Raw genomic sequence first — 26,808 nt, forward strand, 5'->3', positions numbered from 1 at the left:
CGTCCTGGGTATCCGAGATATCCAGGACGGTCGAGATATCCAGGACAGCCAAGGCATCCAGGACGTCCGAGGCATCCGGGGCAGTACGGCCGTACGTCACCCCTTGCCCGGCGCGAGCCGGGGATACAGCGCGGCCGGGACCAGGGTGAGGGTGCTGAGGACCAGGGCCCACCAGAAGGTCTGGGCATAGGCGTCCCGCACGCCCTGCGTCCCGTCGGCGGCGCCTGCCAGGGCCGACTGCAGGATGGCGGCGAGCACGGCGGTGCCGAGGGAGCCGCCGACGCGGTTCAGGACGGTGCGGGCGCTGGTGGCGGCCGGGATCTGGCTGCGCTGCACGGACGTGTAGGTGGCCGCGACGTTCGGCGGCGTGATCGTGCCGAGCCCGACTCCCCTGACGAACAGCGCGACGACGAGCACGGCGGTGCCCGGCCCCGTCCCGGTGAGGGCGAAGGGCACAGTTCCGGCGACGGTGAGCAGGATGCCCGCGACCGCGACGGTGCGCGGCCCGTAGGTGTCGGTGATCCGGCCCGCGTACGGGGTGACCACGGCGGTGCCGAGCGCCTGCGGGGCCAGCATCAGTGCCGCCTCCAGCACGCTCAGGCCGCGCACCTGCACGAAGTACAGCGGCAGAAGCAGCATCGAGCCGTAGAGGGCGGCGCCGAGCAGGAACGTGTTGACGGCGGCGAGGGTGAAGCCCCGTCCGGCGAAGAGCCTGAGATCGACCAGCGGGGCGTTGCGGGTGCGCAGCGCGTGGACGACGTAGCCGGCCAGCAGGACGACGCCCGCGACGAGCAGCGCGCTGTCGAGCCGCGCGAGGCCGCCGCCGTCGAACTGCGCGAGGGCGTAGACGAGCAGCGCGAGCCCAGGGGGAAGCAGGGACAGGCCTAGGCCGTCGGGCCTCAGGCCGCTGACCCGTTCGCCGTCGTCGCGGGGGACGATGCGGGCGGCGAGGACGAGGGTGACCAGGCCGACGGGGACGTTGACGTAGAACAGCCAGCGCCATTCGGCGGTGTGGACGATCAGGCCGCCGATGACCGGTCCGAGGATCGGCGCGAGGGCGACCGGCGCGGTGATGACGCCGACCAGCCGCCCGATCCGTTGCGGTCCGGCGATCCGGGCGATGACGGTCTGCGCGATGGGCTGCATGAGCCCTCCGGCCAGGCCCTGCAGGACCCGGAAAGCGATCAGGGAGCCGGGCGACCATGCCGCCCCGCACAGCGCGGAGGCCCCGACGAAGAGGGCGACCGACAGCAGCCAGGTCCGCTTGCCGCCGAACCGGTCCACGAGCCAGCCGGACAGGGGTGCCACAAGGGCGACGGCCAGCAGGTATCCCGTACTGACCCACTGGATGGCGGTCAGCGACGCGTCCAGTCCGTCGGCCATGGAGCCCACGCCGACGTTGACGATCGTCGTGTCGAGCTGCGCCAGGACGGCGCCGAGGACCAGCACCGCGCCGATTCGCAGCAGCGCGGGGTCGAGAGGGTCCCCCGTCTCGGCCGGGGCTATGGGGCGGGGAGCGAGCGAGCGCGTCAAGAACCCTCCGGGACGGATGCGTTGGCGGGCTGGACATCAAGAAACTTAGGTCGACCCAGGTTTTATGTCAAACCTAAATTTAGCCTGGATCAAAGGATGGCTACCATGAGCCGCATGCAGGCATCGGGAACGGGAACGGGACTGCGAGAGCGCAAGAAGCAGCAGACACGGGAGCGACTGGCCCATGTGGCGACGCTGCTGTTCATCGAGCAGGGCTTCGACAACGTGACGATCAGCGAAATCGCCGAGGCCGTGGGTGTCTCGAAGATGACCGTCACGAACTACTTCCCGCTCAAGGAGGACCTCGTCTTCGACGCCCACGACCTCGCCGTCGACAGCCTGGCGCGGACGGTGCGGGAGCGGGTAACGGGCGAGTCTGCCTGCCACGCACTGCATCGGGCGTACGTCGCCGGACTCGGCGGCGCCGACCCCGTGCTCACCGGCCACGCCTCGCACGGCTTCGCCCGGCTGGTGCACGACAGCACCCGGCTGCGGGCACGCGAGCGCGAGATCGACGAGCAGCGCGAGCAGGCGCTCACCGCGGCCCTCGCCACCGCCACGGGCACCGCCGCCGATGACCTCACGCCCCGCCTCGCCGCCGCCCAACTGGCCGCCGCTCACCGGGTGGTGTTCCAACTGGTCCGCCGCCTGGTGCGGAACGAGACCCCCACCGCGGAGGTGGACGACGCGGCCACCGTGGCCGCCCGCCAGGCCTTCGCCCAGCTTGAGCCGTCGCTCGGCGGCTACGCGGTGCGCGGGGCCTGAGAGCCTGCGCCGCCTCCGTCAGCCGGACCAGCGCCCGGATTGCCGCCGCCGGCAGCCGGCGGTCGCGAGCGACGGCGAGCGGCCCGCTCTCGGCCGCCGTCACCGCGGCTGACAAGGTCCCTTGAGATCGCCGACCTGCTCCGGCCGGAGCGCATCGGCGTCCACCCCTCCGATGCGGACGGCAAGGCGCTGACCGTGCTCTCCGAGGGCCGGCTGCTGAACCTGGGCAACGCCACCGGTCGCCCGTCGTCCGTGATGTCCAACTCGTTCGCGGATCAGACGCCGGCCCAGATCGGCTGTTCACCGAGCCGGACGCCTACCCGACAGGCGTGCACACGCTGCCCAAGCACCTGGACGAGAAGGTCGCCCGTCTCCACCTGGACGCCCTCAGCGTGAGACTGCGCCAGCTCCGCCCCGAGCAGGCCGCATACATCGGAGTCGAGGTCGAGCGCCCGCACAAGCCCCACCACTACCGCTACAGACGGCGTCCAGATAGCCGGATACACCCGGGCGAAGGCGGACACGCGCCCGCCCACGGCAGAGGCAGCGAGCCGGAGCCGGAGCCGGAGCAGGCGCACCCCGGCCGGGAAGCTCAGCCCGCCGCAGCGAGGACCAGCGGAAGAACCTCTTCGCTCCCAGCCCGGCGCAACAACCGGGCAGCAACCGCGAGAGTCCAGCCGGACTCGGTGTAGTCGTCCACGAGCAGGACGGGGCCGGGAGAGCGGGCCAGGGCGCCGGCCAGGTCCTCGGAGACGTGGAAGGCGTCGGAGAGCGCTCTGAGGCGTTGGGCGGAGTTGCTGCGGCGTGCCGAGTGCGCGCCACCCGGCCCGCCGTACGTCAGCGTGCCCAGGAAGGGGAGGCGGCCGACGGCCGCGATTCCCTGGGCGAGAGAACCGACCAACTGCGGGCGGGTGACGGACGGTACGGCGACAACCCCCACCGGCCGGGCAGAGGCGTCCGGGGCATCGGTTGCCCAGCCGCCCGGGGAGCGCGCCCAGTCGGCGAGGACCGCCACCGCGGCCCGGAGGACATCGTCGGGGACCGGACCGTCGGGCGCGCTCTCCGCCAGGAGCGGGCGCAGCCGGTTGCCCCAGCCGATGTCCGAGAGCCGCCCCAGGGCCCGACCGGTGGAGCACTGCTCCTTGACCGGGATGCGCCCCTTGAGGTCGATGCCCAGCGCCGGCATGCCCGTCGGCCACATGCGGCGCGGCTCGATCTCCACGCCCGGCCGGTCCAGTTCCTTCACCGCCCCCGTCAACGTCTCCGCCGAGACGTCGGCGTCGACCCAGGAGCCCGCGCAGGTGTCGCAACGGCCGCACGGGACGGCCCCTTCGTCGTCCAGCTGCCGGCGCAGAAACTCCATCCGGCACTGGGACGTGCTCACGTAGTCGCGCATGGCCTGCTGCTCGGCCGCCCGCTGCCTAGCGACCCACGCATAACGCTCGGCGTCGTAGTTCCACTGCTCCCCCGTGGAGATCCAGCCGCCCTTCACACGTTTGACGGCTCCGTCCACGTCGAGCACCTTGAGCATGGTCTCCAGCCGGGTGCGCCGGAGGTCGACGACTGCCTCCAGGGCCGGCACGGACAGCGGCCGTCCCGCACCGGCGAGGGCCGACAGGGTCTCGCGGACCCGCGCCTCCGGCGGGAAGGCCGTATCGGCGAAGTAGCGCCAGATGGCCTCGTCCTCCTTGCCCGGCAGCAGCAGCACATCGGCATGCTCCACGCCGCGCCCCGCACGCCCCACCTGCTGGTAGTAGGCGATCGGCGAGGACGGCGAGCCGAGGTGGACCACGAATCCCAGGTCCGGTTTGTCGAAGCCCATACCCAGCGCCGAGGTCGCGATCAGCGCCTTGACGCGATTGCCCTGCAGGTCGGCCTCGGCCTGCAGCCGGTCGGCGTTCTCGGTGCGCCCCGTGTAGGAGGCCACCCTGAAGCCACGCTGCCGCAGGAAGGCGGTGGCCTCCTCGGCCGCGGCGACCGTGAGGGCGTAGACGATCCCCGAGCCCTGCAGATCGTCCAGGTGCTCGGCGAGCCAGGCCAGACGGTGCGCGGCGTCCGGCAGCCGCACCACGCCGAGCCGGAGGCTCTCCCTGTCCAGCGGACCCCGCAGCACCAGGGCCTCGCCGCCACCGGTGCCCAGCTGCTCGGCCACATCCGCGGTGACCCGGGCGTTGGCGGTCGCGGTGGTGGCCAGGACCGGCACACCGGCGGGCAGCTCGGCCAGCATCGCCCGCAGCCGCCGGTAGTCCGGACGGAAGTCGTGGCCCCAGTCGGAGATGCAGTGCGCCTCGTCGACCACCAGCAGTCCGGTCGTGGCCGCGAGCTTGGGCAGCACCTGCTCACGGAAATCCATGGAATTAAGACGTTCCGGACTCACCAGGAGAACATCGGTCTCGCCGCGTTCGACCTCCCCGTGGATGGCATCCCACTCCTCCGGATTGGCCGAGTTGATCGTGTGCGCCCGGATACCCGCCCGCGCCGCCGCCTCGACCTGGTTGCGCATGAGGGCCAGCAACGGCGAGACGATCACCGTGGGACCGGAGCCACGTCGGCGCAGCAGGGCGGTGGCCACGAAGTACACCGCCGACTTTCCCCAGCCGGTGCGCTGCACCACCAGGGCACGCCGACGCTCCTCCACCAGCGCCGCCACCGCCTGCCACTGGTCCTCCCGCAGCCGCGCCGCCCCGCCGGGGGCACCGACGAGCTCGGCGAGGATGGCATCGGCTTCAGCACGCAGCTCAAGAACGTTCATGCCCCCATGCAACCCGACGGCACTGACAATCGGCCACCGGTGGGGCCTCGGACCCCTCCGTGGCGAAGCCGTACGACCTGGTTGTGTACCGTCGCCCTATGCGTCGCGGCTATGCGTCGCGGTGTGACGCACTGGGTAGGGATATAACCCGCACACCATTGGATATCGGACGGTGGCCCCAATTGCTCGTTGCCGCATCCCGGTTCGGCAGGAAGAATTGAGGTCCGCTCCCCGCACGGCCGGCCCGTGATCCGGTAGGGCTCTGCTGCGGTGCGCGTTCCCCCGATTCCGACCCCGCCCGCAGTGTGGGCGCGTAGCCGAAGGGAGGACCGTGACCTTCGGATTCGCTCCGTCCTCCGCGTCATCCGCCAACCCCCTGGCCCGCATGCTCGAACCCGCGGAGTGGTCTGCCGCGGGAATCCCGCTGCTGCGCAACCCTCGAGAGGTCGTCAGCGGTCTGCACTCACGGCACCACCCCCGGCCGACCACCGCGATCGTGGCCGTACTCGACGCGGACGAACGCCTGCTGGCGAGCGCCTCGTTCACCCGCCGCCAGGACCCGGCGGACGGCTGGATGTTCCGCAACGCCCTGCTCTCCCAGTTGCGCCGCGTCATCCCCCACGACCTGCGCCGCCGCACCCCGGTACGCACCGCGGTGCTGCTCTACTGCCGTGAGGGCGACGCCCGTTGGACGGAGGAGGACGGCGCCTGGATGTGGGGTCTGCGTGACGCCTGCACCCTGCACGGCCTGCGCTGCGGCGCGTACATCACGCTGACCCGTGACGGCTGGCAGGTCCTCGGTGAGGGGCGCGGCGGACGCCGCCCCAACACCGACTCACCGCCGGAGCCCTTCGCCACGTCCGAGGCACCGCTCCCGCTGCCCCGCACCGGCGGCGCGGCCTCGGAGGTCCTGCGCCGCGCGGCGGCCCGCTGAGGACACCGACCGGAATTCTCGGCCACGGCCCGAACGGCCGCGCCGTACTGCGTATGCGATACGACGGCCGAGACAGCCCCCGGACCCCTGGTCCCTGATCCTTGGCACGACAACCAAGGCCGACACACGACCGGACGCCCTCACGGCGACACATGCCTACGCCATGGAGACGCCCCATGAGTACGCCATGGAGTGGCATCGGCACACCGACGCGACGGCGCACGCGCAGGGCAAGCCGGCAACCTCAGGTCACCTCGCCCACCCGTCCGGGCACGCCGAAAGCCTCGCCGTGCAGACGCCGCCACAGCGGCGCCCTGTCCCCCGGTGTCCTGCGGAGTGTCCCCCGGACGAGCCGGAACGGACTCAGACGCCCGCGCCCAGCACCGAGTTGATCCGCTGCGGGTCACCGCAGACGATCAGCAGGGCGCTCGCCTGGCCGAGGGCCAGCGGCAGGGCGGCGGCGGCAGCGGTGTCAGGACCGCCGTTGACGGCGACCACGACCACGGGACGCGACGTGGCACGGCCGACGGCGGAGGCGTCGGCGTAGAAGACGTCGTCACCCGCGTCATGCTGCGCCCAGTACGAGGCTTCACCGAAGGACAGCTCGTGGGCGGCCCACGGGTGCTGTTCGCCCGTGGTGATCACCAGTACGTCGCCGGGGGCACGGCCCGAATCCAGGAGCAGGTCGACGGCCTCCTCGGCAGCGTCGAGCGCGCCCTCGGGCGAGGCCGGGATCAGCTGGATCTGCGGGGTCGCCACAGCCTGGGCAGAGGCGGCAGGGGCAGCCGGACCCGAGGGGCCGGGCTTGGCAACGGCCACGTCACGCGGCGCGCGTTGCACCGGCGGCGCGGGCCTCGGGGGCCCGGGTCGGCCGGGGCGCGACGAAGCCGCGGGGCGGGGGCCGGGTACGGGGCGGGGGGTCGGCGCGGTACGGCCGCTGGCCGGAGTGGCGCGGGGACCCTGGGCACTCTCGTGAATCTGAGGCTCCTCGGGAATGAGAGGCATGAGCTGATGTTTATCAAACGCTGGTACGACCCGCGCGAGCGGGTGGCACACAAGTGCGAGCGGAATCGTCAGAAGTCGAAGCCGAGCTGACCCTCGATCTTCGGAACGTTTCCATCCGCCCAGGTGCGGACCTTCTTGAGGTGCCGCCACTGGGGCAGCGCATCAAGATACGCCCACGACAACCGATGGTGCGGGGTGGGTCCCCGCTCCGCCAGTGCGGCCTTGTGCACGGGCGACGGATACCCGGCGTTGGCCGCAAAACCGAAGTCTGCATGGTCGATACCCAGTTCGGCCATCATTTTGTCGCGCTGGACCTTGGCGATCACCGAGGCCGCCGCGACCGCCACGCAGGACTGGTCACCCTTGATCACCGTACGGACCCTCCAGGGGTCCCCGAGATAGTCGTGCTTCCCATCGAGGATCACGGCGTCGGGACGGACCGGCAGAGCTTCAAGGGCGCGCACCGCGGCGAGCCGCAACGCGGCCGTCATCCCCACCTCGTCGATCTCCTCCGGAGAGGCGTGCCCCAGAGCGAACGAGGTCACCCACGTCCGCAGCTGCTCGGCGAGCTCGGTACGTCGCTTGATGGTGAGCAACTTGGAGTCTGTGAGGCCTTCGGGAGGCCGACGCAGTCCGGTGATCGCCGCACAGACCGTGACGGGCCCGGCCCACGCACCCCTCCCCACCTCGTCGACACCGGCAATGATCTTCGCTCCGGTCGTGGCTCGAAGGGAGCGCTCGACGGTGTGAGTAGGCGGTTCGTACGGCATGGCGCCCTTAGCCTACGCCGCCCGGAACGCGCTTCGACACCCTGGTTCACCGAAGCAACCTCCTGGCCACCGACGTGGCCACTCGGCGCCTCGTCGAGCGGCGCATCAGAGCCCCGCCGGGCGGAGCAGAGGAACCATCAACTGGTCGATCATCTCCTCCAGATCCCGGTCGTTCCATTCACTTGCGCACATCTTTGACCGGTACATCATCATCGCCGGGATGGCATCGAAGACATAGCCGTTCGCCGCGTCCACCCGCACCTCACCCCGCTCAATTCCGCGGGTGATCACCTCCCGGAGCAACGCGATCGTCGGCTCCACAACCCCCTCGAAGATCACGCCATGAAAGCGCTCGGCCTGGAGGCTGTCGCATTCGTGAATCACCGAGCGCAGCGCGAATCCCGGGCGCGAGAACATCGCCTCCCGCGCCTGCCGGCACAGCTGGAGCAGATCCTCGCGCACGCTCCCCAGGTCGGGAGCCGACTCGAAACTCGGCAGTCCGGACCGCAGCGCATCGGCGACGAGGTCCTCCTTGGACGGCCACCGGCGATAGACGGCAGCCTTGCCGGTCTGAGCACCGGCGGCGACACCCTCCATCGTGAGGCCGTTCCAGCCGACCGTACTGAGCTGTTCCAGCGCGGAATCCAGGATCGCGCGTTCGAGCACAGCACCGCGCCGACGGAGGGAGGCCGCCTGAGCGGGGGCGGCCGTCCAGCGCGAGGTATCCATCTGAGCGTCTCCAACGAACAAGGGAAGCGGGGATTGGGGGGACTTCGGGGATTGGTACGGGGACTTCAGGGGTGTTTCGAGGGCTTCGGGGATCGGTGGGCGTTTGGGGATTGCGGGGAACACGGGACCACCGCCACGCGGCAACTGCGGGGAACGCACCGCGCGGTGACGACACAAGTGAACGCTTGCGTTCACTACTGGGGACTCACTACGGTTGACGCGACAGTGAACGCGAGCGTTCACTAACGCTCTTGTGGGGGACCCATAGTGACAACCTCTCAGTTGATCAAGGACCAGAAACCAGGTGCGGCCCGCCGGGAGGGGCATCCCGGCATCGCGCTCACCGTCATCGCGGCCTGCCAACTCATGGTGGTACTCGACGCGACGATTGTGAACATCGCGCTCCCGCACATTCAAGACGCGCTCAAGTTCAGCACCACCGACCTCACCTGGGTCGTCAGTGCCTACACGCTCACCTTCGGCGGTCTGCTGCTTCTCGGTGGCCGCGCCGGTGACATCCTGGGGCGCCGCCGGGTCTTCATGACCGGCATCCTGCTCTTCACCCTCGCCTCGCTGCTCGGCGGACTCGCCCAGGAACCCTGGCAGTTGCTGGCCGCACGCGTGCTCCAGGGCGTGGGTGGTGCGATCGCGTCGCCCACCTCGCTGGCGCTCATCACGACCACGTTCCCCGAAGGCCCGGAACGCAACCGCGCGTTCGGCGTCTTCGCCGCCGTCTCCGCAGGTGGTGGCGCCATCGGCCTGCTTGCGGGCGGCATGCTCACCGAGTGGCTCGACTGGCGGTGGGTGCTCTTCGTCAACGTGCCGATCGGCATCGTGATCGCCGTGCTCACACCGCTGTACATCAGCGAGTCCGAACGGCACACCGGCCGCTTCGACATAGCGGGCGCACTGACCTCGACGGCGGGCATGGCGTCCCTCGTCTACGGCTTCATCCGCGCGGCGGACGAGGGATGGCGGGACAGCCTGACCATAGGGTCCTTCGGCGCCGCGGTGGTCCTGCTGCTGGCCTTCGCGTTCATCGAGTCGCGGGCCAAGGAGCCGATCACCCCGCTCAGGATGTTCGCCGACCGCAACCGCTCGGGCACGTACGTGATCATGCTCAGCCTGGCCGCGGCGATGTTCGGCATGTTCTTCTACATCGTGCTGTTCGTGCAGAACGTGCTGCTGTACAGCCCGATCGAAGCCGGTCTCGCCTTCCTGCCGGTGACGGTCGTGATCGCACTCGGAGCCGGCCTCTCCCAGCGCTTCCTGCCGGTGCTCGGCCCCAAGCCGTTCATGCTCGTGGGCTCGGCGCTCACGGCGGTCGGACTGGCCTGGCAGACACTCATCAGTGCCGACAGTTCGTACGTCGGCGGAGTGCTCGGGCCGATGCTGCTGTTCGGCTTCGGCATGGGACTGAACTTCGTGACGCTGACGATCACCGCGGTCTCCGGCGTCGCCCAACACGAGGCCGGTGCGGCGTCCGGGCTGCTCAACGCCACGCAACAGGTGGGCGGTTCGCTCGGGCTGTCCATTCTTACGACGGTGTTCGGCTCGGCCAGCAAGGACGAGGCCGAGAAGCAACTGCCGACGTTCATGGCCCAGGCGTCGCCCGAACAGAAGGCGGAGTTCGCCAAGACACAGCAGCTGCCCGGCCCTTGGGGGCACGAGGTGCTCACGCAGGGCATCTCGACGGGCTTCGTGGCCGCCGCCGTGATGGCCGTACTCGCCCTGGCCACCGCTTGGTTGGTGATCCGGGTCCGCAAGAGCGATCTGGAAGCCCTCTCTGGGACGGCGGGTCCGATGGCCGGCTGACCCGGCCGGGCCCGCGAAGGGCCGCGGATGGCCGGATCGCGTCCGGGGGACCGACAGCGACGACGAGCCGGCCATCCGCACCACCCTCACGACGACCGACGTCGGGCAGCCCACGGTGACGCAGAAAAGCCGAAGCCCGCGCCACCCGGTAGCCGCCAAGGCGATCAGCGCACCCAGCACCGACATGGTCCCCATGACATTCCACCCCCTGCGCCCCTCGCGTGCCCCTGCTTGTGCGGCCCCAGCGGTCGCACGGCAACTGCCACGACAACGGACCGATGGTCACGCAGAGTTCCCGGCGCGCACAGAAAGTTATTTGAGGATGCGGCCGAGCGAGGATTTCGACAGGTCGGATTCGAAGGTCAGAGGCGCCGCACTACACCGACGTCGGCATCCACTCCGGGAATGCCTCGGTCCGCTCCGCCCACTCGGACGGCACCGACCCGGCCTTCCCGGAGCCGATCACGCCGCCCACGATGGCGCACGTGGTGTCCACGTCGCCGCCGACCTGCGCGGTTGTCCAAAAGGCCTGCTGGTAATCACCGAGAGACCGCGCGGCCGACCAGAGCGCGAACGGCACGGTGTCATGAGCCGTCGTACGCCGCCCGCAGCCGAGGACAGCCGCGACGGTGGCCGCGTCGTCGTAGTCGAGCATGTCCCGGGCACGCCGCAGGCCCGCTCCGACCGCGCTCTTCGGGACCAGGGCGACGACGTCGTCGAGGAGCGCTCCAGGGCTGGGCGGACCGCCGGGTGCGGCGGCCAGCGAGGCAGCCGCGGCGACGGCCATGGCTCCCACGACGGCCTCGCGGTGCTGATGCGTGGGGTAGGCCGAGATCTCGGCCTGGTGGGTCGCCTGCTCCGGGTCGTCCGCGTACCAGGCGCCGAGGGGCGCGATGCGCATCGCGGCGCCGTTGCCCCAGGACCCCTGTCCGTTGAACAGCGTGGCAGAGAGCTCGCGCCAGTCCCCGCCCTCCCGGACCAGGCGCAGCAGCCGATTGACCGCAGGGCCGTAGCCCCGGTCGAAGTCGTGGTGCTCGGCGAAGGAGCGGGCCAGAGCGTCCTGGTCGATGCGGTGGTGGGTGGCCAGGACGGCGACCACGGAGCAGGCCATCTCCGTGTCGTCCGTCCACTGCCAGGGACCGGAGGGCAGCTCGCGGCGCTTGAGCAGCGGGTAGTTCACCGGCACGAAGAACTGTGAGCCCAGCGCGTCCCCCACCGCGAGTCCGCGCAGGCTGGCGAGGGCGCGCTCCAGGCGCCCTTCGGTGGAGGAGTCAGCGGTCATCGCCCTGCCACTCTATCCGGTGATCCCGTACGGCTCCGGATCTCGCCAGCGTTCGAAGGGCCGGTCGAGCGTGTACTTGCCGTCGTCCCCGAGAACGAGCATCCGCATCTCCGCGTTCCCGGGGTTCGACAGCGACTCGAACTCCGCGACCGTCCAGTGGAACCAGCGCATGCAGAACAGCCGCATGGCCAGGCCGTGGGTCACGAGCAGTACGTTCGGCGGATGGTCGGCGGCCTCGAAGCTGCGGTACAGGCTCTCCAGGAAGTTGCCGACCCGGTCGTACACATCGGCGCCGGACTCGCCCTGCGCGAAGCGGTAGAAGAAGTGGCCGTAGGCGTCGCGGTAGGACTTCTGGAGGCGTACGTCGTCGCGGTCCTGCCAGTTTCCCCAGTCCTGCTCGCGCAGCCGGGGCTCCTCGCGCACCCGTATGAGCTCGGGATCCAGGTGGAAGGCTCGCAGCGTCTCGTGCGTTCGGCGGTAGGGCGAGACGTAAACGCTGACACGCTCCCGGCCGAGCACCTCCCGCAGCCGTTTTCCCGTCTCCTCGGCCTGCCGCCAGCCCCGCTCGGTCAGGGCAAGCGCGTGGTCGGGCTCACGCTCGTACACGGTGTCATCAACATTGCCCGTTGACTCGCCGTGCCGGACAAGGATGATGCGCCGTGGTCGTGCCATGCCAAGACCCTAGATCGAGTGAGGGCCGATCGAGCACTTGTACAGGCCTCATACGGCGTAGGTCACACATTTCCTGCACCATCGGCCCCATCAGAGAGCACGCTTAACAGGTCCGGAATTCAAACGATCCAGGTGGGTTCGAGCGCCACGATGTCACCCGTCAGAGCCGCGACGTCCGCTTCCGTCTGGGCTCTCAGTGCCAGTCGCTCCACGCGCTCGGTGCGGTACTTGCCGTGCTCCGCGGCCGACTGCCACATGGAAAGCACCAGGAACTCATGGCCGGGCGCCTCGCCGAACAGTCCGCGGACCATGCCCGGCGAACCGGCCATCGCGGGGTTCCAGACCTTCTCCTGCATGAGCGTGAAGTGCTCGGCGCGCTCCTCGTGCACACGACAGTGCGCCACCCTGACGAGGTCCGCCTCGGTGAAGCGCGGCTCGAAGCCGGTCTTCACGTCGAAGCGGTAGTCGAAGAGTTTGACCTGCATGTCCTTGTAGGTGCCCGACTGGGCCGCCGCCAGCCTGTCGTGGGAGCGGGCCATGAAGGAGTCGTAGAAGGAGCGGCTCTCCCAGAACGAGAAGATGTGCGCCACCCCCTGCCGCCCCCGGCTCCAGCCACCTCCCTGCCCCCGAAATCCCGGCTCCCCCAGAAGCCCCGCCCATTTTCGCTGCCCCCGCTCGAAGCCGCGGCGGTCCACCACGGTGCAGCGAATCCACTTGACCAGCACCGCGCCATGGTAAGGCCACGGAGCGTGGCGTCGGTCACTCTCGACCTCAGAGCTCCCCGGCGCACGATCCCGCGCGCGTGGCAGGATGGACAACCGGCCTCTTCTGCTGGGCAGTTCAGGCTGAGGGCATAAGCGGAACGGGGAAGGGGAAGCCTGGTGAGCGCCATCAACAAGGGAATCCGGAAGGTCGAGATCTCGGTCAAGTGGGATCCCAGTCAGTCCGGGCAACCGCCCACCGACCTGGACATCGTCGCAGCGACCTATCTGGAGAGCGACCCGTACGGCGATCCCGCCTACGTGGTGCACTTCGACAGCCGCTCGCCCGACGGCACTATCTATCTCAACCGGGACAGCAAGGACGGCAAGGGCTTCGGCTGGGACGAGGTCATGACGCTGGAGCTCCACCGGCTCGACAGCCGGTACGCGCGCGTGATGGTCGGCGTCCTGATCCAGCAACACCCGGCGAAGCGCACCTTCGTCAGCGTCATCAAGCCGGCCCTACGCATCCGCGAGGAGTACACCGTCCTGGCCGAGGACGACTTCGGCGGCGTGCTCGGTTCGACGGCGACGACGGTCGCGGAGTTCGTACGCCAGGATTCGGGCACGTGGGAGTTCCGCCCCGGCATCCACGGTTTCAACGACGATCCGGGGACGTTCGCGGCGACCATGGGCAGGCGCCAACCGTAGGACTCGCTTCCATGTGCGGGCCGAACAGCGCCACGCGCGCGTGGGCATACGGCAAGGAGGGGCGCCGACCACATGGTCGGCGCCCCTCCTGTATGACCTTCCGTCAGGTCCCCTCAAGGGCTACCCGACGTCGGGGCGATGCCCTGCCCGGCGTCAGCTGCAGCCGCTCGTCGAGCCGCAGCCCTCGCAGATGTAGCAGGAACCGGCCCGCTGCATCTTCGTACCGCAGGAGAAGCACAGCGGGGCGTCGGCCTGGATGCCCAGCTGCATCTCGACCAGCTCGGCGCTGGTGTGCGCCTGCTGCGGGGCGGGCTTGGCCGCCTCGACCTCGGCCTTCGGCGTGGCGACGGCCTTCAGCTCCTGGGCGCGCGGCGCCGACTGGGCCAGGCCCTCGACGTCGACCTCGTCCTCGGAGGGCTCGTACGAACCGGTCTCCAGGTGACGCTGGCGCTCCTCGGCGGAGTGGATGCCGAGCGCGGAGCGCGTCTCGAAGGGCAGGAAGTCGAGCGCCAGGCGGCGGAAGATGTAGTCGACGATCGACTGCGCCATCCGCACGTCCGGGTCGTCCGTCATGCCGGCCGGCTCGAAGCGCATGTTGGTGAACTTCGAGACGTACGTCTCCAGTGGCACGCCGTACTGCAGGCCCACCGAGACGGCGATCGAGAAGGCGTCCATCATGCCCGCGAGAGTCGAGCCCTGCTTGGACATCTTCAGGAAGACCTCACCGAGACCGTCGTCCGGGTAGGAGTTGGCGGTCATGTAACCCTCGGCGCCACCGACGGTGAAGGACGTCGTGATGCCGGGACGGCCCTTGGGGAGGCGCTTGCGGACCGGGCGGTACTCGACGACCTTCTCGACCGTCTCACGGATGGTGGCCTCGGCCTTCTCCGTGATCTCGGTCTTCTCCTTCTCCTTGGTCTTCGCGGAGAGGGGCTGGCCGACCTTGCAGTTGTCGCGGTAGATGGCGAGCGCCTTGACGCCCAGCTTCCAGGCCTCGAAGTAGATCTCCTCGACCTCCTCGACGGTCGCCGACTCCGGCATGTTGACCGTCTTGGACAGGGCGCCGGAGATCCACGGCTGGATCGCGGCCATCATGCGGACGTGGCCCATCGCGGAGATGGAACGCTCGCCCATGGCGCAGTCGAACACCTCGTAGTGCTCGTGCTTGAGGCCGGGGGCGTCGACGACATTGCCGTGATCGGCGATGTGGGCGACGATCGCCTCGATCTGCTCCTCCTGGTAGCCCAGGCGGCGCAGGGCCTGCGGGACGGTGCCGTTGACGATCTGCATCGAGCCGCCGCCGACCAGCTTCTTGAACTTGACCAGCGCGAGGTCGGGCTCAAGACCGGTGGTGTCGCAGGACATGGCCAGACCGATGGTGCCGGTCGGGGCGATGACGGATGCCTGGGAGTTACGGAAACCGTTCTTCTCACCGAGGCGCAGCACGTCCTGCCAGGACTCCGTGGCCGCGGCCCAGATCGGCGTGTCCAGGTCGTCCACGCGGACGGCCGCGGTGTTGGCGTCGGCGTGCTGCTTCATGACGCGCAGGTGCGGCTGGGCGTTGCGGGCGTAGCCGTCGTACGCGCCGACGACCGCGGCGAGTTCAGCGGAACGCTTGTACGAGGTGCCGGTCATCAAGGAGGTGATGGCACCGGCGAGGGCACGGCCACCGTCGGAGTCGTACGCGTGGCCGGTCGCCATCAGCAGGGCGCCGAGGTTGGCGTAGCCGATGCCGAGCTGGCGGAACGCGCGCGTGTTCTCACCGATCTTCTGCGTCGGGAAGTCCGCGAAGCAGATGGAGATGTCCATCGCGGTGATGACGAGCTCGACGACCTTCGCGAAGCGCTCGACCTCGAAGGACTGGTTGCCCTTGCCGTCGTCCTTCAGGAACTTCATCAGGTTCAGCGAGGCGAGGTTGCAGGACGTGTTGTCCAGGTGCATGTACTCGCTGCAGGGGTTCGAGCCGTTGATACGGCCGGACTCCGGGCAGGTGTGCCAGTGGTTGATGGTGTCGTCGTACTGAATGCCGGGGTCGGCGCAGGCCCAGGCGGCCTCGGCCATCTTGCGGAACAGGGCCTTGGCGTCGACCTCTTCGATGACCTCGCCGGTCATACGGGAGGTGAGGCCGAACTTGCCGCCCGACTCCACGGCCTTCATGAACGTGTCGTTCACACGGACCGAGTTGTTGGCGTTCTGGTACTGGACGGACGTGATGTCGTCGCCGCCCAGGTCCATGTCGAAGCCCGCGTCACGCAGGGCGCGGATCTTCTCCTCTTCCTTCACCTTGGTCTCGATGAAGTCCTCGATGTCGGGGTGGTCGACGTCGAGGATGACCATCTTGGCGGCGCGGCGGGTGGCACCGCCCGACTTGATCGTTCCTGCGGAGGCGTCGGCGCCACGCATGAAGGAGACCGGACCCGAGGCGTTGCCGCCGGAGGACAGCAGCTCCTTGGAGGAGCGGATGCGGGAGAGATTCAGGCCGGCGCCGGAACCGCCCTTGAAGATCATGCCCTCTTCCTTGTACCAGTCGAGGATCGACTCCATGGAGTCGTCGACGGACAGGATGAAGCAGGCCGAGACCTGCTGGGGCTGCGGGGTGCCCACGTTGAACCACACGGGACTGTTGAAGCTGAAGACCTGGTGCAGGAGGGCGTACGCCAGCTCGTGCTCGAAGATCTCGGCGTCGGCAGGCGAGGCGAAGTACTTGTAGTCCTCGCCGGCCTTCCGGTACGTCTTCACGATGCGGTCGATGAGCTGCTTGAGGCTCACCTCGCGCTGCGGGGTGCCGACGGCACCGCGGAAGTACTTGCTGGTGACGATGTTGACCGCGTTCACCGACCAGAAGTCAGGGAACTCGACGCCACGCTGCTCGAAGTTGACCGAGCCGTCGCGCCAGTTGGTCATGACGACGTCACGGCGCTCCCAGGCCACCTCGTCGTACGGGTGCACGCCGGGGGTGGTGTGGATGCGCTCGATACGCAGTCCCTTGGTCGCCTTGGTGCCCTTGGCGCGGGAACTCCGTGCCGGACCGCTCGCCGTCTCTGTCATGCCGCCTCCCTGTACGGGCTAAAACGCCCTGAAGTGCCCCGATGTTCCCCGTGGCACGTGTTCTGTCTGGTGCTGCGGGCACCCTCTGATCGCCACCCGCAGCAGGTCTTGTGTCGCCGCCCTTCGGCCGGATCCTGAGTCCTGGGACCGGAACCGGCCCTCCCTCAGTCGGCGGCGTTGGCGGGCACGGGGACCTGTGCAGCCCCGCCGGACCCGCGATCGTCTTCCTGGCCCCCCGCGACAGCCTCTGTGTCGCCTTCGCGGTCGTCGTCGTCCGCGGCGGGGCGCCCCGTCGCCTCCCTCAGTTCCGCGATCGCGGCCTCGAAGTCCTCGAGCGAGTCGAACGCCCGGTAGACGGAGGCGAATCGCAGATATGCGACGAGGTCGAGCTCCTGCAACGGGCCGAGTATGGCCAGCCCCACGTCATGAGTGGTCAGCTCGGCGCTTCCGGTGGCCCGCACCGCCTCCTCGACCCGTTGGCCGAGCTGGGCAAGCGCGTCCTCGGTGACAGGCCGTCCCTGGCATGCCTTGCGCACGCCGTTGATGACCTTGGTACGGCTGAACGGCTCGGTGACTCCGGACCGCTTGATCACCATCAGCGAGCAAGTCTCCACAGTCGTGAAACGACGGGAGCAGTCAGGACACTGGCGGCGCCTGCGGATCGACGTGCCGTCGTCGGTCGTACGGCTGTCGACGACACGACTGTCGGGGTGCCTGCAGAAGGGGCAGTGCATAACTCTCAACCCTCCTCACAGCAGACTCAATAGCCTCGCTGGGCCTCATGGGCCCCTCGAAGCAGCCCCAAGCATAGGCGATCTCCGAGCGTCCGAAGACCGGGGGGACCACAACTTCTGGGCTGCTGCCGCAATCCAACCACTAGATGTGGGGATTGGCTCATACATGCACGCCCCGCGCGCGTGTCGCGTGCACACAGGCAGGTGCCGTACTGCGATACCGACACACCGCAGCCATCCCTGCACGGCCGTATCGCTGCGACACATACGGAGATACCGTGAGCGCCACACGGAGGGCACGTGGGACTCCCGCACAGATGGGGGTCACTTCACGGTTGATCCGGTGCCGGATGGCAGACTGGGGCGACAACCCACGAGGTCGTAAACCGACGGTGAAGAGTACAACAATCGCCCCTTTTGCCCGCCGGGAAGCTCGTTAGCCATACACCCAGACACATACCCACGTCAGGTGATTCGCGATTTTTCACTCGAACGTGTGTTTGGCGCAACCTTTCGAAAGCAACTACCGTTGTGCAGCAGGGAGACCATCGAGAGGGGCCGACGTGACCACCACCGCAGACAGTGCCACCATCACTGCCCAGGACCGCTCCCAGGGCCGACTCGAGCCGGTGCATGCGATGAACGAAGCCATGAATCCCGAGGGACATAAGCGCTCCCTCCCTGGCCGACCTCCGGGCATCCGGGCGGACAGCTCGGGGCTCACGGACCGGCAGCGCCGAGTGATCGAGGTCATCAGGGATTCCGTGCAACGGCGCGGCTACCCGCCGTCGATGCGGGAGATCGGCCAGGCGGTCGGCCTGTCCAGCACGTCCTCGGTCGCACACCAGCTGATGGCACTGGAACGCAAGGGCTTCCTCCGCCGCGACCCGCACCGCCCGCGTGCGTACGAGGTGCGCGGCTCCGACCAGGCCGCCTCCGTGCAGCCCACGGACACCGCGGGCAAGCCCGCCGCGTCGTACGTCCCGCTGGTCGGCCGTATCGCCGCCGGTGGCCCGATTCTCGCCGAGGAGTCGGTCGAGGACGTCTTCCCTCTCCCCCGGCAGCTGGTCGGTGATGGCGAGCTGTTCGTGCTGAAGGTCGTCGGTGACTCGATGATCGAGGCCGCGATCTGCGACGGCGACTGGGTCACGGTCCGGCGCCAGCCGGTCGCCGAGAACGGCGACATCGTGGCCGCGATGCTCGACGGCGAGGCTACGGTCAAGCGTTTCAAGCGCGAGGACGGCCACGTGTGGCTCCTCCCGCACAACTCGGCGTACGAGCCGATCCCGGGCGACGACGCGACCATCCTGGGCAAGGTAGTGGCCGTGCTGCGCCGCGTGTGACGGCTGCGGCGGGCGAAGCCGAAGGCATCGCCCCCTGACCGGGCCCCGGAACCCCTGCGCCGGTTCCGGGGCCCTGTGCTGTTCCGGGCCACCTGTGCTGTTTCGGGCCTGGCGCTCTGCGGGGCTGTTTCCCGGCCCAGCGCTCTGCGGGCTGCGCCGCCCCGATTGTGTGCGGGTCCGACGGCAACGCATTCCGGATCGGGGGGTGCCTGTCGCGTCGACGCGACAGGCACCCCCCGATCACTGCGCCTGGTCCGCCTCGGCCTGCTTCGCCGTCGCGTCGATCGCGGCCAGCGACTTCCGGACCTGGTTACGGTCCGTCGTGTACCAGAAGTCGGGCAGTGACGCCTTCAGATAGCTCCCGTACCGGGCCGTGGCCAGCCGCTGGTCCAGTACGGCGACCACGCCGCGGTCCCCCGACGCCCGTACGAGGCGGCCGGCGCCCTGAGCCATGAGCAGCGCGGCATGGGTGGCTGCGACCGCCATGAAGCCGTTGCCGCCGGCGTCCTCCACCGCCTTCTGGCGGGCGCTCATCAGCGGGTCGTCCGGGCGGGGGAACGGGATCTTGTCCATGACGACCAGCTGGCAGCTGGCGCCGGGCACGTCGACGCCCTGCCAGAGGGACAGGGTGCCGAACAGGCAGGTCTTCGGGTCGGCCGCGAAGTTCTTGATCAGCTCGCCGAGCGTCTCCTCCCCCTGCAGGAGGATCGGGAACTCGGGGATGCGGGAGCGAAGTTCCTCCGCGGCCAGCTGGGCGGCCCGCATCGAGGAGAACAGGCCGAGCGTGCGGCCGCCGGCCGCCTGGATCAGGTCGGTCAGCTCATCGAGCATGTCGACACGGTCGCCGTCGCGCGCGGGGCGTGACAGGTGCTTGGCGACATACAGGATTCCCTGCTTGCGGTACTCGAAGGGCGAGCCGACGTCCACTCCCTTCCACTGCGGCAGGTCGTCGCCCTCCGTCCCCTCGGGGGCGAGCCCGAGGGACGCGCCGACGCCGTTGAAGTCGCCGCCCAGCTTCAGGGTCGCGGAGGTCAGGACGACGGAGCGGTCCGCGAACAGCTTCTCCCTCAGGAGTCCCGACACGGACATGGGGGCCACACGCAGGGACGCTCCGAAGCGGTCATGGCGCTCGTACCAGACGACATCCCACTCAGAGCCGTTGGTGATCCGCTCCGCCACGTCGTGCACGGTCTCGACCGAGGCGAGCGCCTGCTTGCGGACCGCGTCCTCGTCCTGCACCGACTTGTCACGAGTGGCGCCGATCGCGGAGATGACGGTGCGGCAGGCGTCGCGCAGTGCCATGAGCGCGTAGGCGAGGTCCTCGGGGATCTCCTCCAGACGGCCCGGCAGGGCCAGCTCCATCAGCCGCTCGAAGCCCTCGGCGGCGGTCTGGAGCTGGTCGGCGGCCTTTTCATTGGCGAGCTTCGCGGCTCGGCGGACCGCGCGGTTGACCTGGCCGGGAGTGAGTTCGCCTGTGGCGACACCGGTGACCCGGGAAACCAGTTCGTGCGCCTCGTCGACGATCAGGACCTCGTGCTGCGGGAGGACCGGTGCGCCCTCGATGGCGTCGATCGCGAGCAGCGCGTGGTTGGTGACGACGACCTCCGACAGCTTGGCCCGCTCACGGGCCATCTCTGCGAAGCACTCGGCGCCGTACGCGCACTTCGAAGCGCCGAGGCACTCACGCGACGACACCGAGACCTGGGCCCAGGCCCGGTCGGACACACCGGGCGTCAGTCCGTCGCGATCGCCCGTCTCCGTCTCGTCCGCCCAGTCGCGCATCCTCAGCAGGTCCTGGCCCAGTTTGCTGGTGGGTGCGGCCGCCTCGAACTGGTCGAAGAGGCCTTCCTCCTCGTCCTGCGGGGCTCCCTCGTGCAGACGGTGCAGACACAGGTAGTTGGACCTGCCCTTGAGCATCGCGAACTCGGGGCGACGGCGCAGCAGCGGGTGCAGCGCATCCACGGTGCGCGGCAGGTCCCGCTCCACGAGCTGGCGCTGCAGGGCCAGCGTGGCCGTCGCCACGACGACACGCTCCCCGTGCGCCAGCGCGGGCACGAGATAGCCCAGCGACTTTCCGGTGCCGGTGCCGGCCTGGACCAGCAGATGGGAGCTGCCGTCGATCGCCTCCGCGACGGATTCGGCCATGGTCACCTGGCCGGGGCGCTCCGTACCGCCGACGGCAGCGACGGCAGCATGCAGGAGTTCGGGGAGTGAGGGCTTCGTCATAGCCCGACCACCCTACGGCCCGGCACTGACAAGCAGGCGATCACGGTGGGGACGAGGGGCAGGATCAAGACCGGGGTTCCTTGGGTGGGAATCGGATCGGTTCGGGTTCGTGCGGGGTCGGTTCGATTGAGGTCAGGGATGGTTCGAGCGCGATCGAGGTCGGTTCGGGGGCCGTCAGGGTCGGATCGGAGGTGTCCGGGCGATTCGGGCTCGGGGCAGAGTCGGCTGTCGTGGGATGCCCGGCCGGCCCTGTTCGTCAGGCGCCTCAGGGAATCGACCTGGTCTTGGGAGAGATCGGCTCGGCCTGGAGTTGGCTCAGCCCGGGGCTCGGCCTGGAATTGGCCTGGCCCAGGGCTCGGCGCGGAAATGACCCGACCCCGACCCCGACCCGGACCCGACCCCGGCCCGGAACTGACCCGGCCTGGACCCGGACCCGGCCCGGAAGCGACCCAGGCCTGGAATTGGCTCGGCGGGATCTCAGATCGGTCAGCCGACAGTGGGAACCGGATTCGCGCGAGCGGTGTACCAAAAGTGATGACGCCACGACTTGGCGTCACAGCAGATGGCGCAGGCTCCGGTCTCTGACCATGAGGACGGCCCGCTTGGCGGGCAGATCGATCTCGGCGGAGAACCGGAAGCCGGCGCTCAGGAAAGCGGCGACGGAAGGAGTGTTGCGAATGTCGGGTTCGGCGACGACGCGAGCGCAGGCAGGCCGCCTGTCCAGCACGAGGTCGGCGACGGCTCGGAGCAGAGTTCCACCGAGTCCTCTCCCTCGATCGCCGACGGCACCGATAAGGAGATGAAGCCCGGTGTCATGGGGCCGAGCCGGGTAGTGCCGGGCCAGCGGGTCGAGGTCGGCCCGGTAGATCTCCCAGTAGCTCATCGGTGTGCCCTCCAGCATGCCCAGGCACGGAACGCTACGACCGTCACCGCAGAGCTGGGACCGCAGATGCTCCTCAGCCGCTGAATGAGGTCCGCCGAGTCCCCAGAACGCCGCGACAGCAGGGTCGTTCATCCACCGGCTGATGATCGGGAGGTCTCGCTCAACATGCACGGGGACCAGGTGAAGCACTCCTGCCGGTGTGCTGATCGGCCCCCAGTCGGCAACGCGGTCAAGCAGATCATCGGCGATAGGGAGGACGGACGCGGGTCCGGCCGCCCCGAGACCGCCCCGGCTCCGCTGCCCGTCCGCATCCGTGCTCACCGCGAAGAGCGCGACGAATTCGTCCGGCAAGCGCAGATCCAGCGTGTCTTCACCGTCCGCGCCCTCGTCGGCGGTCTTGGTGATCGGGCTCTCACGAGTACCCGGGCTCGTGGCGATGCCGATATCGGTGACGGGGACGGTGCCGGCGTTGACACTCGCGTCAGTGGGAGGCACGGCGACACTCCTCTCAGGAGGCTGGGTGGGTCATGTTTCCCACGGATGAAGGGAGTTGGCGAAAGTCAGAGGCATTGATCAGGGACTCAGACGCCGAGCGGGGTTGGTCGACCGTGGTCGAAAGTGCGAGGTGACGAGGTACGCAGGTGGTGAATCAGGAATGAAGGGGGTTGGCGATGGTGACATAGACGGACTGGGTGTCGACCGGGCCGACGAGTTCATCGAGGCCGTGCAGCCGGGTCAGCAGGTTGGCCTTGCAGCGCAGAACCGGTGAGTCGAGCAGGTAGGCAGGTAGTGACGTGCGCAGCCGGGCGGGACCGAGGGCTACCTTGCCCAGGAACCGGCGCAAGGCGGCGAGCAGCAACTGTTCGTCGGCGAGACGCTGGGAGCCGAACGCCCCGATGAGGCCGAACACGTTGTTGATCGCGAGGTAGTACGCGAAGCGTTCGTCGGTGACCTCGTCCGAGACGAAGCTGTCGCTGTGCTCGCCGATACCGGGCAGCCGGGCGTCGAGATCCGTGTGCCGGGACTCACGGAAGTAGTAGCCCTGATTGTCACGGTAGCGGCCACCCGAGGGCCAGCCGTCGCCGTCCAGCAGGAGCAGCGTGTTCTGCTGGTGTGCCTCCAGCGCGATCCCCGCCTCGGCGTCCAGCCACAGCACTGGCCGGACGACCTGTTCGAGGTAGCGCAGAAACCACTCGGCGGCTACGGCCCCGCGAGGGCGGCCTGTCCGGGCGGCAAGGCACGTGATCAGGTCGGCAAGACGGGACTGCAGGGGTTGCCTGTCCGACCGGGATCGACTCGCGACGGCGGCGGCCTGTGCCTGAGGTCGCGGCGAGACGAGTCCGGCTACGCAGGACACATCGTCGGAAGGCTTGAACGGGTTGTGCCGGATCATCACGTCAAGGCCGGCCACGGGATCACCGTTCGGCTCATCGACGGCTAGCCAGGCCGGGTCGCGAACGATGTCGAATCCGGGGTGCGCGTCCCGCCACTGCGTCGAGAGGCCGCTGCGCAGGAGTCGATGGACCTCGACCCCGCGGTGCAGCTCTTTGCGGAGGTTCTCCCGCCGGGAGTTGGTGATGCGTAGGCCCAGCGACAGCTTGAGCATGGCTGTGGCGTCGGATCTGTAAACAGTTCGGACGGAGGAGGTGGGATGCCAGGGTGCGCCGTGGGTGCCGAGATCCCGGAGCAGTCCGGCATCGAGCAGGGCTGCGGTCTGGGGACGGTGCCGGACCTCGCGCAACTGCCAGGGATGCAGAGGCAGAGCCGTGTACCCGTCGGGCAACGGCAGCCCAGGCCCGGCCAGGCGAGCGGTGAGCTGGGACGCGGGCAGGACACGGCCGCGCTCGGTCCATGCCGAGTCGGTGGCGAGGAGGGAGGGAGCGACAGCCAGCCACTGCAAGGGGAAGGAGCCGCGCAACTCGGGTGAGTACAACCGCGCTTCGGCCTCGGAGAGACCCTCGCGGCTCTTCGGGGTCGGGTGGAGCGGGTGTCCGAGCATGAGTGCCTGTTCGGCCGTGAGGAAGAGGTCGGAGCCCTCAGCGGGATTGTCCCGGCGCTCGCTGATGAACGTGACGGTTCGTCGGACGGAGTCGGCGACGCGGGCGACGAGGTCGGTGGCCCCCGAAGCACCCGCTTCCCCGAGCGTCTCCCGGCTGAGCAGTGCCGCGAGGGTGACGGCGTCGGTCGGTGGGGAGTGGTCCGGTGCGTCGGCCAGGCGGGGGAGACCGAAACGGTGCCATCCCGTCGGGGACCAGTAGCGGACCGGGATCACCAGGGCCGTACCGGTGGCAGGCAGGGAGAGGCGGAGGGTCCCGTTTCCGGGATCAGGGATGTCGGTCTCACGTACCCAGCAGCGGAGCAGGTTCTCCACGGCGGCGGCCTGGGCCACTGTGTGCGGGTGGGGGTGCTCCAAGAGGTCGGCAGTGGCATCGTGCTCCGGCTCGGGGTGCGGGGCCTCTGCCTGCATCGGCGTCGGTACCGGCACCCGCGCACCGGCAACTGCCTGCGCCGACACGGGTCCCTGCGGCACGCCTCCCTCCAGCGCCGGTGCACTCGCCTGTGCAGGAGTTCCTGGCCGTTCAGGTGTGGCTGCCTGTTCTGGTGTGGCTGCCTGTTCTGGTGTTACCTGCCGTGCGCGTGCTGCTGCCTGTTCCGGTGTTCCCGGCTGTACGGGCGTAGCTCCCTGTTCCGGCGTTCCCGGCCGTACGGGTGTAGCGGCAAGGGCCGATGCGCCTGCCGAAGCGGGAGCACCTGCCGCCGCTGGTTTGCCGACCGGCTCGAAAGCGGGTCCCTGCCCACGAGGAGTCTGTGCGGTCGCTGATGCGGACGGCTCCTGCTGGGGGAGGTGTGCGTCGGAGGAGCCTCGCGCGCGGGTGTCGGCACGGCCGTCGGGGGCGGGGGTGGTGATCAAGGCTGGTCCTCTTGAGGTGGTTCCGGCTCGTGCGGGACGGCCGACGTTCCGCGACGAGGGTGGGCGTGGGCTCAAGGCCGCGTTCCGAAGTGCGGCTGGAGGAGTGCGAAGTGGGTGTTGGAGGTGCGCAGGTTGGGAGCGAGGTCCGAAGGGGAAGTGATGTGCCGTTTCGTAGTGAGCCGTGGCTCGGGAGTGGGTACGTCGACGGACGCCGACGCGGGGGCACCGGTCGGAGTGCGCGCCGATGCGCCCTTCTCGGCTGCCGCGCTACCCCGCCCAGTCGGCCCGATCGTCGCGTTGCCGGTGCCGTGCGTCTGGCTGGTGTGTCCGGTCGTTGCCCGCGTGGCCGCGGGACACCGTGTCCACCGCGTCGGCCAGCCGGTCCAGCACCGCGGCTGCCTGCTCGTCGCTGATGGTCAGGGGCGGAAGCAGCCGTACGACGCTGGAGTGGCGGCCGCCGAGTTCGACGATCAGGCCACGTCGCAGACACTCCCGCTGGATGGCGAGCGCGAGTTCGGGGGCAGCGGGTCGAGGGTGACGATCCGTGCCCTGCGTTGCCGCCGCTCCCGCACCGCGGCCAATGGAGGCAGTGCCTTGCGAGGAGCCGCCCGCGTCTCCGGCAGGGTCGAGCCCTACAAGGACGCCCCTCCCACCACCAGCACGACCGAGATCGGCAGCACCACCTTCGGTGCGGCCCGGCGCCTCCCCGCGTCCCTCGGAAGCAGCCAGAAGCTCCAGTCCCGGTCCGCTTAAGGTTCCCTCGATCCCCGCCAGGGTCTCCGGACGCCCCTCGCCGTGATCGGGATCGCTCGACGGCTCCACCACCTCGACCCCGATCATCAGTCCCCTCCCTCGCACATCGCCGATGCACGCGAACTCTCCCGCGAGTCCGTGGAGTTGCCTGAGCATCCGGGAGCCCAGTTCAGCAGCCCGCTCAGCCAGCCGGTTCTCGCGGACGTAGGCGAGCGTCGCCGTGCCGGCGGCCATGGCGAGTTGGTTGCCGCGGAAGGTGCCGGCGTGGGCACCGGGCTGCCAGGCGTCGAGGTCGTCGCGGTAGACGATGACGGCCAGCGGAAGGCTGCCGCCGATGGCCTTGGAGAGGACCATCACATCGGGGGTGACACCGCTGTGCTCCACCGCCCAGAAGGAGCCGGTGCGCCCGACCCCCGTCTGGACCTCGTCGGCGATCAGTGGGATGGATCGGTCGGCCGTGATCTGCCGCATGCGTCGCATCCAGCCGTCCGGCGCGGGGATCACGCCGCCCTCACCCTGGACGGGTTCGAGGATCATCCCGGCGGGGCGCGGTACGCCGGACTTCGGATCGTCGAGGACGGATTCGGTCCAGCGGGCGGCGAGTTCGGCGCCGTCTTCGCCGCCGACGCCGAAGGGGCAGCGGTAGTCCTGCGGGTAGGGAAGGCGCGCGACCCGTACGTCGTAGGCGCCCCCGGATGCTTCGAGCGCGCCGGCGGTCATCCCGTGATAGGCGCCGCTGAAGGCGAGTATGCCGGTTCGTCCTGTCGCGGCCCGGACGAGCTTGAACGCGGCCTCCACCGCATCGGTGCCGGCCGGTCCACAGAACTGCACGCGCGCGTGCCCGGCGAGACCGGGCGGCAGGGTGTGGAACAACTCGGTGATGAAGGCATCCTTGACAGGGGTCGCCAGGTCGAGGACGTGCAGCGGTGCGCCCGAGTCGAGGACCTTGCGGATGGCCTCCAGGACGACCGGGTGGTTGTGTCCGAGCGCCAAGGTCCCGGCACCCGAGAGACAGTCCAGGTAGCGGCGGCCGTCCGCGCCCTCGATGGTCAGCCCACGCGCCCGCACCGGCACGATCGGCAGGGCGCGCGCGTAGGTGCGTGCCGCCGACTCGCGCGCCGACTGCCGCCGCAAGATCCCTTCGTGGACGGCGCGCGCCCCCGTCGAGTCGGACGTCCCCCCACGCAAAGATTCGGTAACGGCCATGGCTCCCTGTCCTCCCGCTGTCCACGGGCGAGCAG

General features: G+C 69.4%; 19 protein-coding genes and 1 pseudogene. 6 read left to right on the forward strand and 14 right to left on the reverse strand.

Annotated features, from left to right (window positions below; all coding sequences use genetic code 11):
• Window positions 1-96: 96 nt before the first annotated feature.
• Entirely contained in the window at window positions 97-1,533 is a 1,437-nt protein-coding gene (locus ACIA8X_RS34120; protein ID WP_399459919.1) for an MDR family MFS transporter, read from the reverse strand.
• A 114-nt stretch (window positions 1,534-1,647) separates the two neighbouring features.
• Between ACIA8X_RS34120 and ACIA8X_RS34125 the strand changes: the two genes are divergently transcribed.
• Window positions 1,648-2,298 (forward strand): TetR/AcrR family transcriptional regulator, encoded by a 651-nt coding sequence (locus ACIA8X_RS34125; RefSeq protein WP_399459920.1) that lies wholly within the window; start codon window positions 1,648-1,650, stop codon window positions 2,296-2,298.
• A gap of 177 nt (window positions 2,299-2,475) precedes the next feature.
• Window positions 2,476-2,777, forward strand: a pseudogene (locus ACIA8X_RS34130) (adenosylhomocysteinase); the annotation flags it as partial.
• Window positions 2,778-2,890: 113 nt separating this feature from the next.
• Here ACIA8X_RS34130 and ACIA8X_RS34135 read toward each other — a convergent pair.
• Window positions 2,891-5,050, reverse strand: a complete 2,160-nt coding sequence (locus ACIA8X_RS34135; protein WP_393456532.1) for a RecQ family ATP-dependent DNA helicase — start codon at window positions 5,048-5,050, stop codon at window positions 2,891-2,893.
• Between the two features lie 331 nt (window positions 5,051-5,381).
• Here ACIA8X_RS34135 and ACIA8X_RS34140 point away from each other — a divergent pair, with 331 nt between their 5' ends.
• Complete coding sequence (locus ACIA8X_RS34140; protein WP_393456529.1) at window positions 5,382-5,984, forward strand: hypothetical protein; 603 nt, start codon at window positions 5,382-5,384, stop codon at window positions 5,982-5,984.
• 363 nt (window positions 5,985-6,347) lie between these two features.
• On the opposite strand, the gene ACIA8X_RS34145 is transcribed toward ACIA8X_RS34140, so the two are convergent.
• The 3 genes from ACIA8X_RS34145 to ACIA8X_RS34155 form a co-directional block, all read right to left on the reverse strand.
• On the reverse strand, window positions 6,348-6,989 hold the full coding sequence (locus tag ACIA8X_RS34145; protein ID WP_393456527.1) for a hypothetical protein: 642 nt from the start codon (window positions 6,987-6,989) through the stop codon (window positions 6,348-6,350).
• A gap of 68 nt (window positions 6,990-7,057) precedes the next feature.
• Window positions 7,058-7,759 (reverse strand): ribonuclease HII, encoded by a 702-nt coding sequence (locus ACIA8X_RS34150; RefSeq protein ID WP_393456525.1) that lies wholly within the window; start codon window positions 7,757-7,759, stop codon window positions 7,058-7,060.
• 105 nt (window positions 7,760-7,864) lie between these two features.
• Entirely contained in the window at window positions 7,865-8,488 is a 624-nt protein-coding gene (locus tag ACIA8X_RS34155; protein ID WP_393456522.1) for a TetR/AcrR family transcriptional regulator, read from the reverse strand.
• Window positions 8,489-8,755: 267 nt separating this feature from the next.
• On the opposite strand from ACIA8X_RS34155, the gene ACIA8X_RS34160 reads away from it, so the two are divergent.
• A complete protein-coding gene (locus tag ACIA8X_RS34160; protein ID WP_399459921.1) occupies window positions 8,756-10,303 on the forward strand; it encodes an MFS transporter in 1,548 nt (515 codons plus the stop codon).
• Between the two features lie 376 nt (window positions 10,304-10,679).
• Here ACIA8X_RS34160 and ACIA8X_RS34165 read toward each other — a convergent pair whose 3' ends face one another.
• From ACIA8X_RS34165 to ACIA8X_RS34175, 3 genes are all read right to left on the reverse strand, one after another.
• On the reverse strand, window positions 10,680-11,585 hold the full coding sequence (locus ACIA8X_RS34165) for an ADP-ribosylglycohydrolase family protein (RefSeq protein WP_393456516.1): 906 nt from the start codon (window positions 11,583-11,585) through the stop codon (window positions 10,680-10,682).
• A 12-nt stretch (window positions 11,586-11,597) separates the two neighbouring features.
• The gene (locus ACIA8X_RS34170; RefSeq protein WP_393456514.1) at window positions 11,598-12,257 is read right to left on the reverse strand and encodes a histidine phosphatase family protein; all 660 of its coding nucleotides are present in this window, start codon (window positions 12,255-12,257) and stop codon (window positions 11,598-11,600) included.
• 119 nt (window positions 12,258-12,376) lie between these two features.
• On the reverse strand, window positions 12,377-12,982 hold the full coding sequence (locus tag ACIA8X_RS34175; RefSeq protein WP_393456511.1) for a YdbC family protein: 606 nt from the start codon (window positions 12,980-12,982) through the stop codon (window positions 12,377-12,379).
• 156 nt (window positions 12,983-13,138) lie between these two features.
• Here ACIA8X_RS34175 and ACIA8X_RS34180 point away from each other — a divergent pair, with 156 nt between their 5' ends.
• Window positions 13,139-13,669 (forward strand): TerD family protein, encoded by a 531-nt coding sequence (locus tag ACIA8X_RS34180; RefSeq protein WP_399459922.1) that lies wholly within the window; start codon window positions 13,139-13,141, stop codon window positions 13,667-13,669.
• 153 nt (window positions 13,670-13,822) lie between these two features.
• Here the strand turns inward: ACIA8X_RS34180 and ACIA8X_RS34185 are convergent, their stop codons facing one another.
• Window positions 13,823-16,717, reverse strand: a complete 2,895-nt coding sequence (locus ACIA8X_RS34185; RefSeq protein ID WP_399459923.1) for a vitamin B12-dependent ribonucleotide reductase — start codon at window positions 16,715-16,717, stop codon at window positions 13,823-13,825.
• Window positions 16,718-16,881: 164 nt separating this feature from the next.
• Window positions 16,882-17,451, reverse strand: a complete 570-nt coding sequence (gene nrdR, locus ACIA8X_RS34190; RefSeq protein ID WP_393456502.1) for a transcriptional regulator NrdR — start codon at window positions 17,449-17,451, stop codon at window positions 16,882-16,884.
• Window positions 17,452-18,014: 563 nt separating this feature from the next.
• Here nrdR and lexA point away from each other — a divergent pair.
• Window positions 18,015-18,794, forward strand: a complete 780-nt coding sequence (gene lexA / locus ACIA8X_RS34195) for a transcriptional repressor LexA (protein ID WP_093911680.1) — start codon at window positions 18,015-18,017, stop codon at window positions 18,792-18,794.
• Window positions 18,795-19,034: 240 nt separating this feature from the next.
• Here the strand turns inward: lexA and ACIA8X_RS34200 are convergent, their stop codons facing one another.
• From ACIA8X_RS34200 to ACIA8X_RS34215, 4 genes are all read right to left on the reverse strand, one after another.
• On the reverse strand, window positions 19,035-21,020 hold the full coding sequence (locus tag ACIA8X_RS34200) for an ATP-dependent DNA helicase (protein ID WP_393456498.1): 1,986 nt from the start codon (window positions 21,018-21,020) through the stop codon (window positions 19,035-19,037).
• Between the two features lie 553 nt (window positions 21,021-21,573).
• Window positions 21,574-22,398 (reverse strand): GNAT family N-acetyltransferase, encoded by an 825-nt coding sequence (locus ACIA8X_RS34205; protein WP_393456495.1) that lies wholly within the window; start codon window positions 22,396-22,398, stop codon window positions 21,574-21,576.
• A gap of 154 nt (window positions 22,399-22,552) precedes the next feature.
• Window positions 22,553-24,370 (reverse strand): IucA/IucC family protein, encoded by a 1,818-nt coding sequence (locus ACIA8X_RS34210; RefSeq protein ID WP_393456962.1) that lies wholly within the window; start codon window positions 24,368-24,370, stop codon window positions 22,553-22,555.
• A 711-nt stretch (window positions 24,371-25,081) separates the two neighbouring features.
• Window positions 25,082-26,773, reverse strand: a complete 1,692-nt coding sequence (locus tag ACIA8X_RS34215) for a diaminobutyrate--2-oxoglutarate transaminase family protein (RefSeq protein WP_393456492.1) — start codon at window positions 26,771-26,773, stop codon at window positions 25,082-25,084.
• Window positions 26,774-26,808: the final 35 nt, after the last annotated feature.

Origin of the sequence: Streptomyces sp. NPDC051738 (assembly GCF_044453205.1) — a bacterium.
In the GTDB taxonomy this organism is placed as follows: Bacteria; Actinomycetota; Actinomycetes; order Streptomycetales; family Streptomycetaceae; genus Streptomyces.

Bases quoted from the DNA above. Each gene is read 5' to 3' on its own strand.
- ACIA8X_RS34200 (WP_393456498.1), bottom strand. From the start codon at position 21,020: ATGACGAAGCCCTCACTCCCCGAACTCCTGCATGCTGCCGTCGCTGCC.
- ACIA8X_RS34185 (WP_399459923.1), bottom strand. From the start codon at position 16,717: ATGACAGAGACGGCGAGCGGTCCGGCACGGAGTTCCCGCGCCAAGGGC.
- ACIA8X_RS34135 (WP_393456532.1), bottom strand. From the start codon at position 5,050: ATGAACGTTCTTGAGCTGCGTGCTGAAGCCGATGCCATCCTCGCCGAG.
- ACIA8X_RS34165 (WP_393456516.1), bottom strand. From the start codon at position 11,585: ATGACCGCTGACTCCTCCACCGAAGGGCGCCTGGAGCGCGCCCTCGCC.
- ACIA8X_RS34155 (WP_393456522.1), bottom strand. From the start codon at position 8,488: ATGGATACCTCGCGCTGGACGGCCGCCCCCGCTCAGGCGGCCTCCCTC.
- ACIA8X_RS34145 (WP_393456527.1), bottom strand. From the start codon at position 6,989: ATGCCTCTCATTCCCGAGGAGCCTCAGATTCACGAGAGTGCCCAGGGT.
- ACIA8X_RS34125 (WP_399459920.1), top strand. From the start codon at position 1,648: ATGCAGGCATCGGGAACGGGAACGGGACTGCGAGAGCGCAAGAAGCAG.
- ACIA8X_RS34210 (WP_393456962.1), bottom strand. From the start codon at position 24,370: ATGCAGGCAGAGGCCCCGCACCCCGAGCCGGAGCACGATGCCACTGCC.
- nrdR (WP_393456502.1), bottom strand. From the start codon at position 17,451: ATGCACTGCCCCTTCTGCAGGCACCCCGACAGTCGTGTCGTCGACAGC.
- ACIA8X_RS34170 (WP_393456514.1), bottom strand. From the start codon at position 12,257: ATGGCACGACCACGGCGCATCATCCTTGTCCGGCACGGCGAGTCAACG.
- ACIA8X_RS34215 (WP_393456492.1), bottom strand. From the start codon at position 26,773: ATGGCCGTTACCGAATCTTTGCGTGGGGGGACGTCCGACTCGACGGGG.
- ACIA8X_RS34150 (WP_393456525.1), bottom strand. From the start codon at position 7,759: ATGCCGTACGAACCGCCTACTCACACCGTCGAGCGCTCCCTTCGAGCC.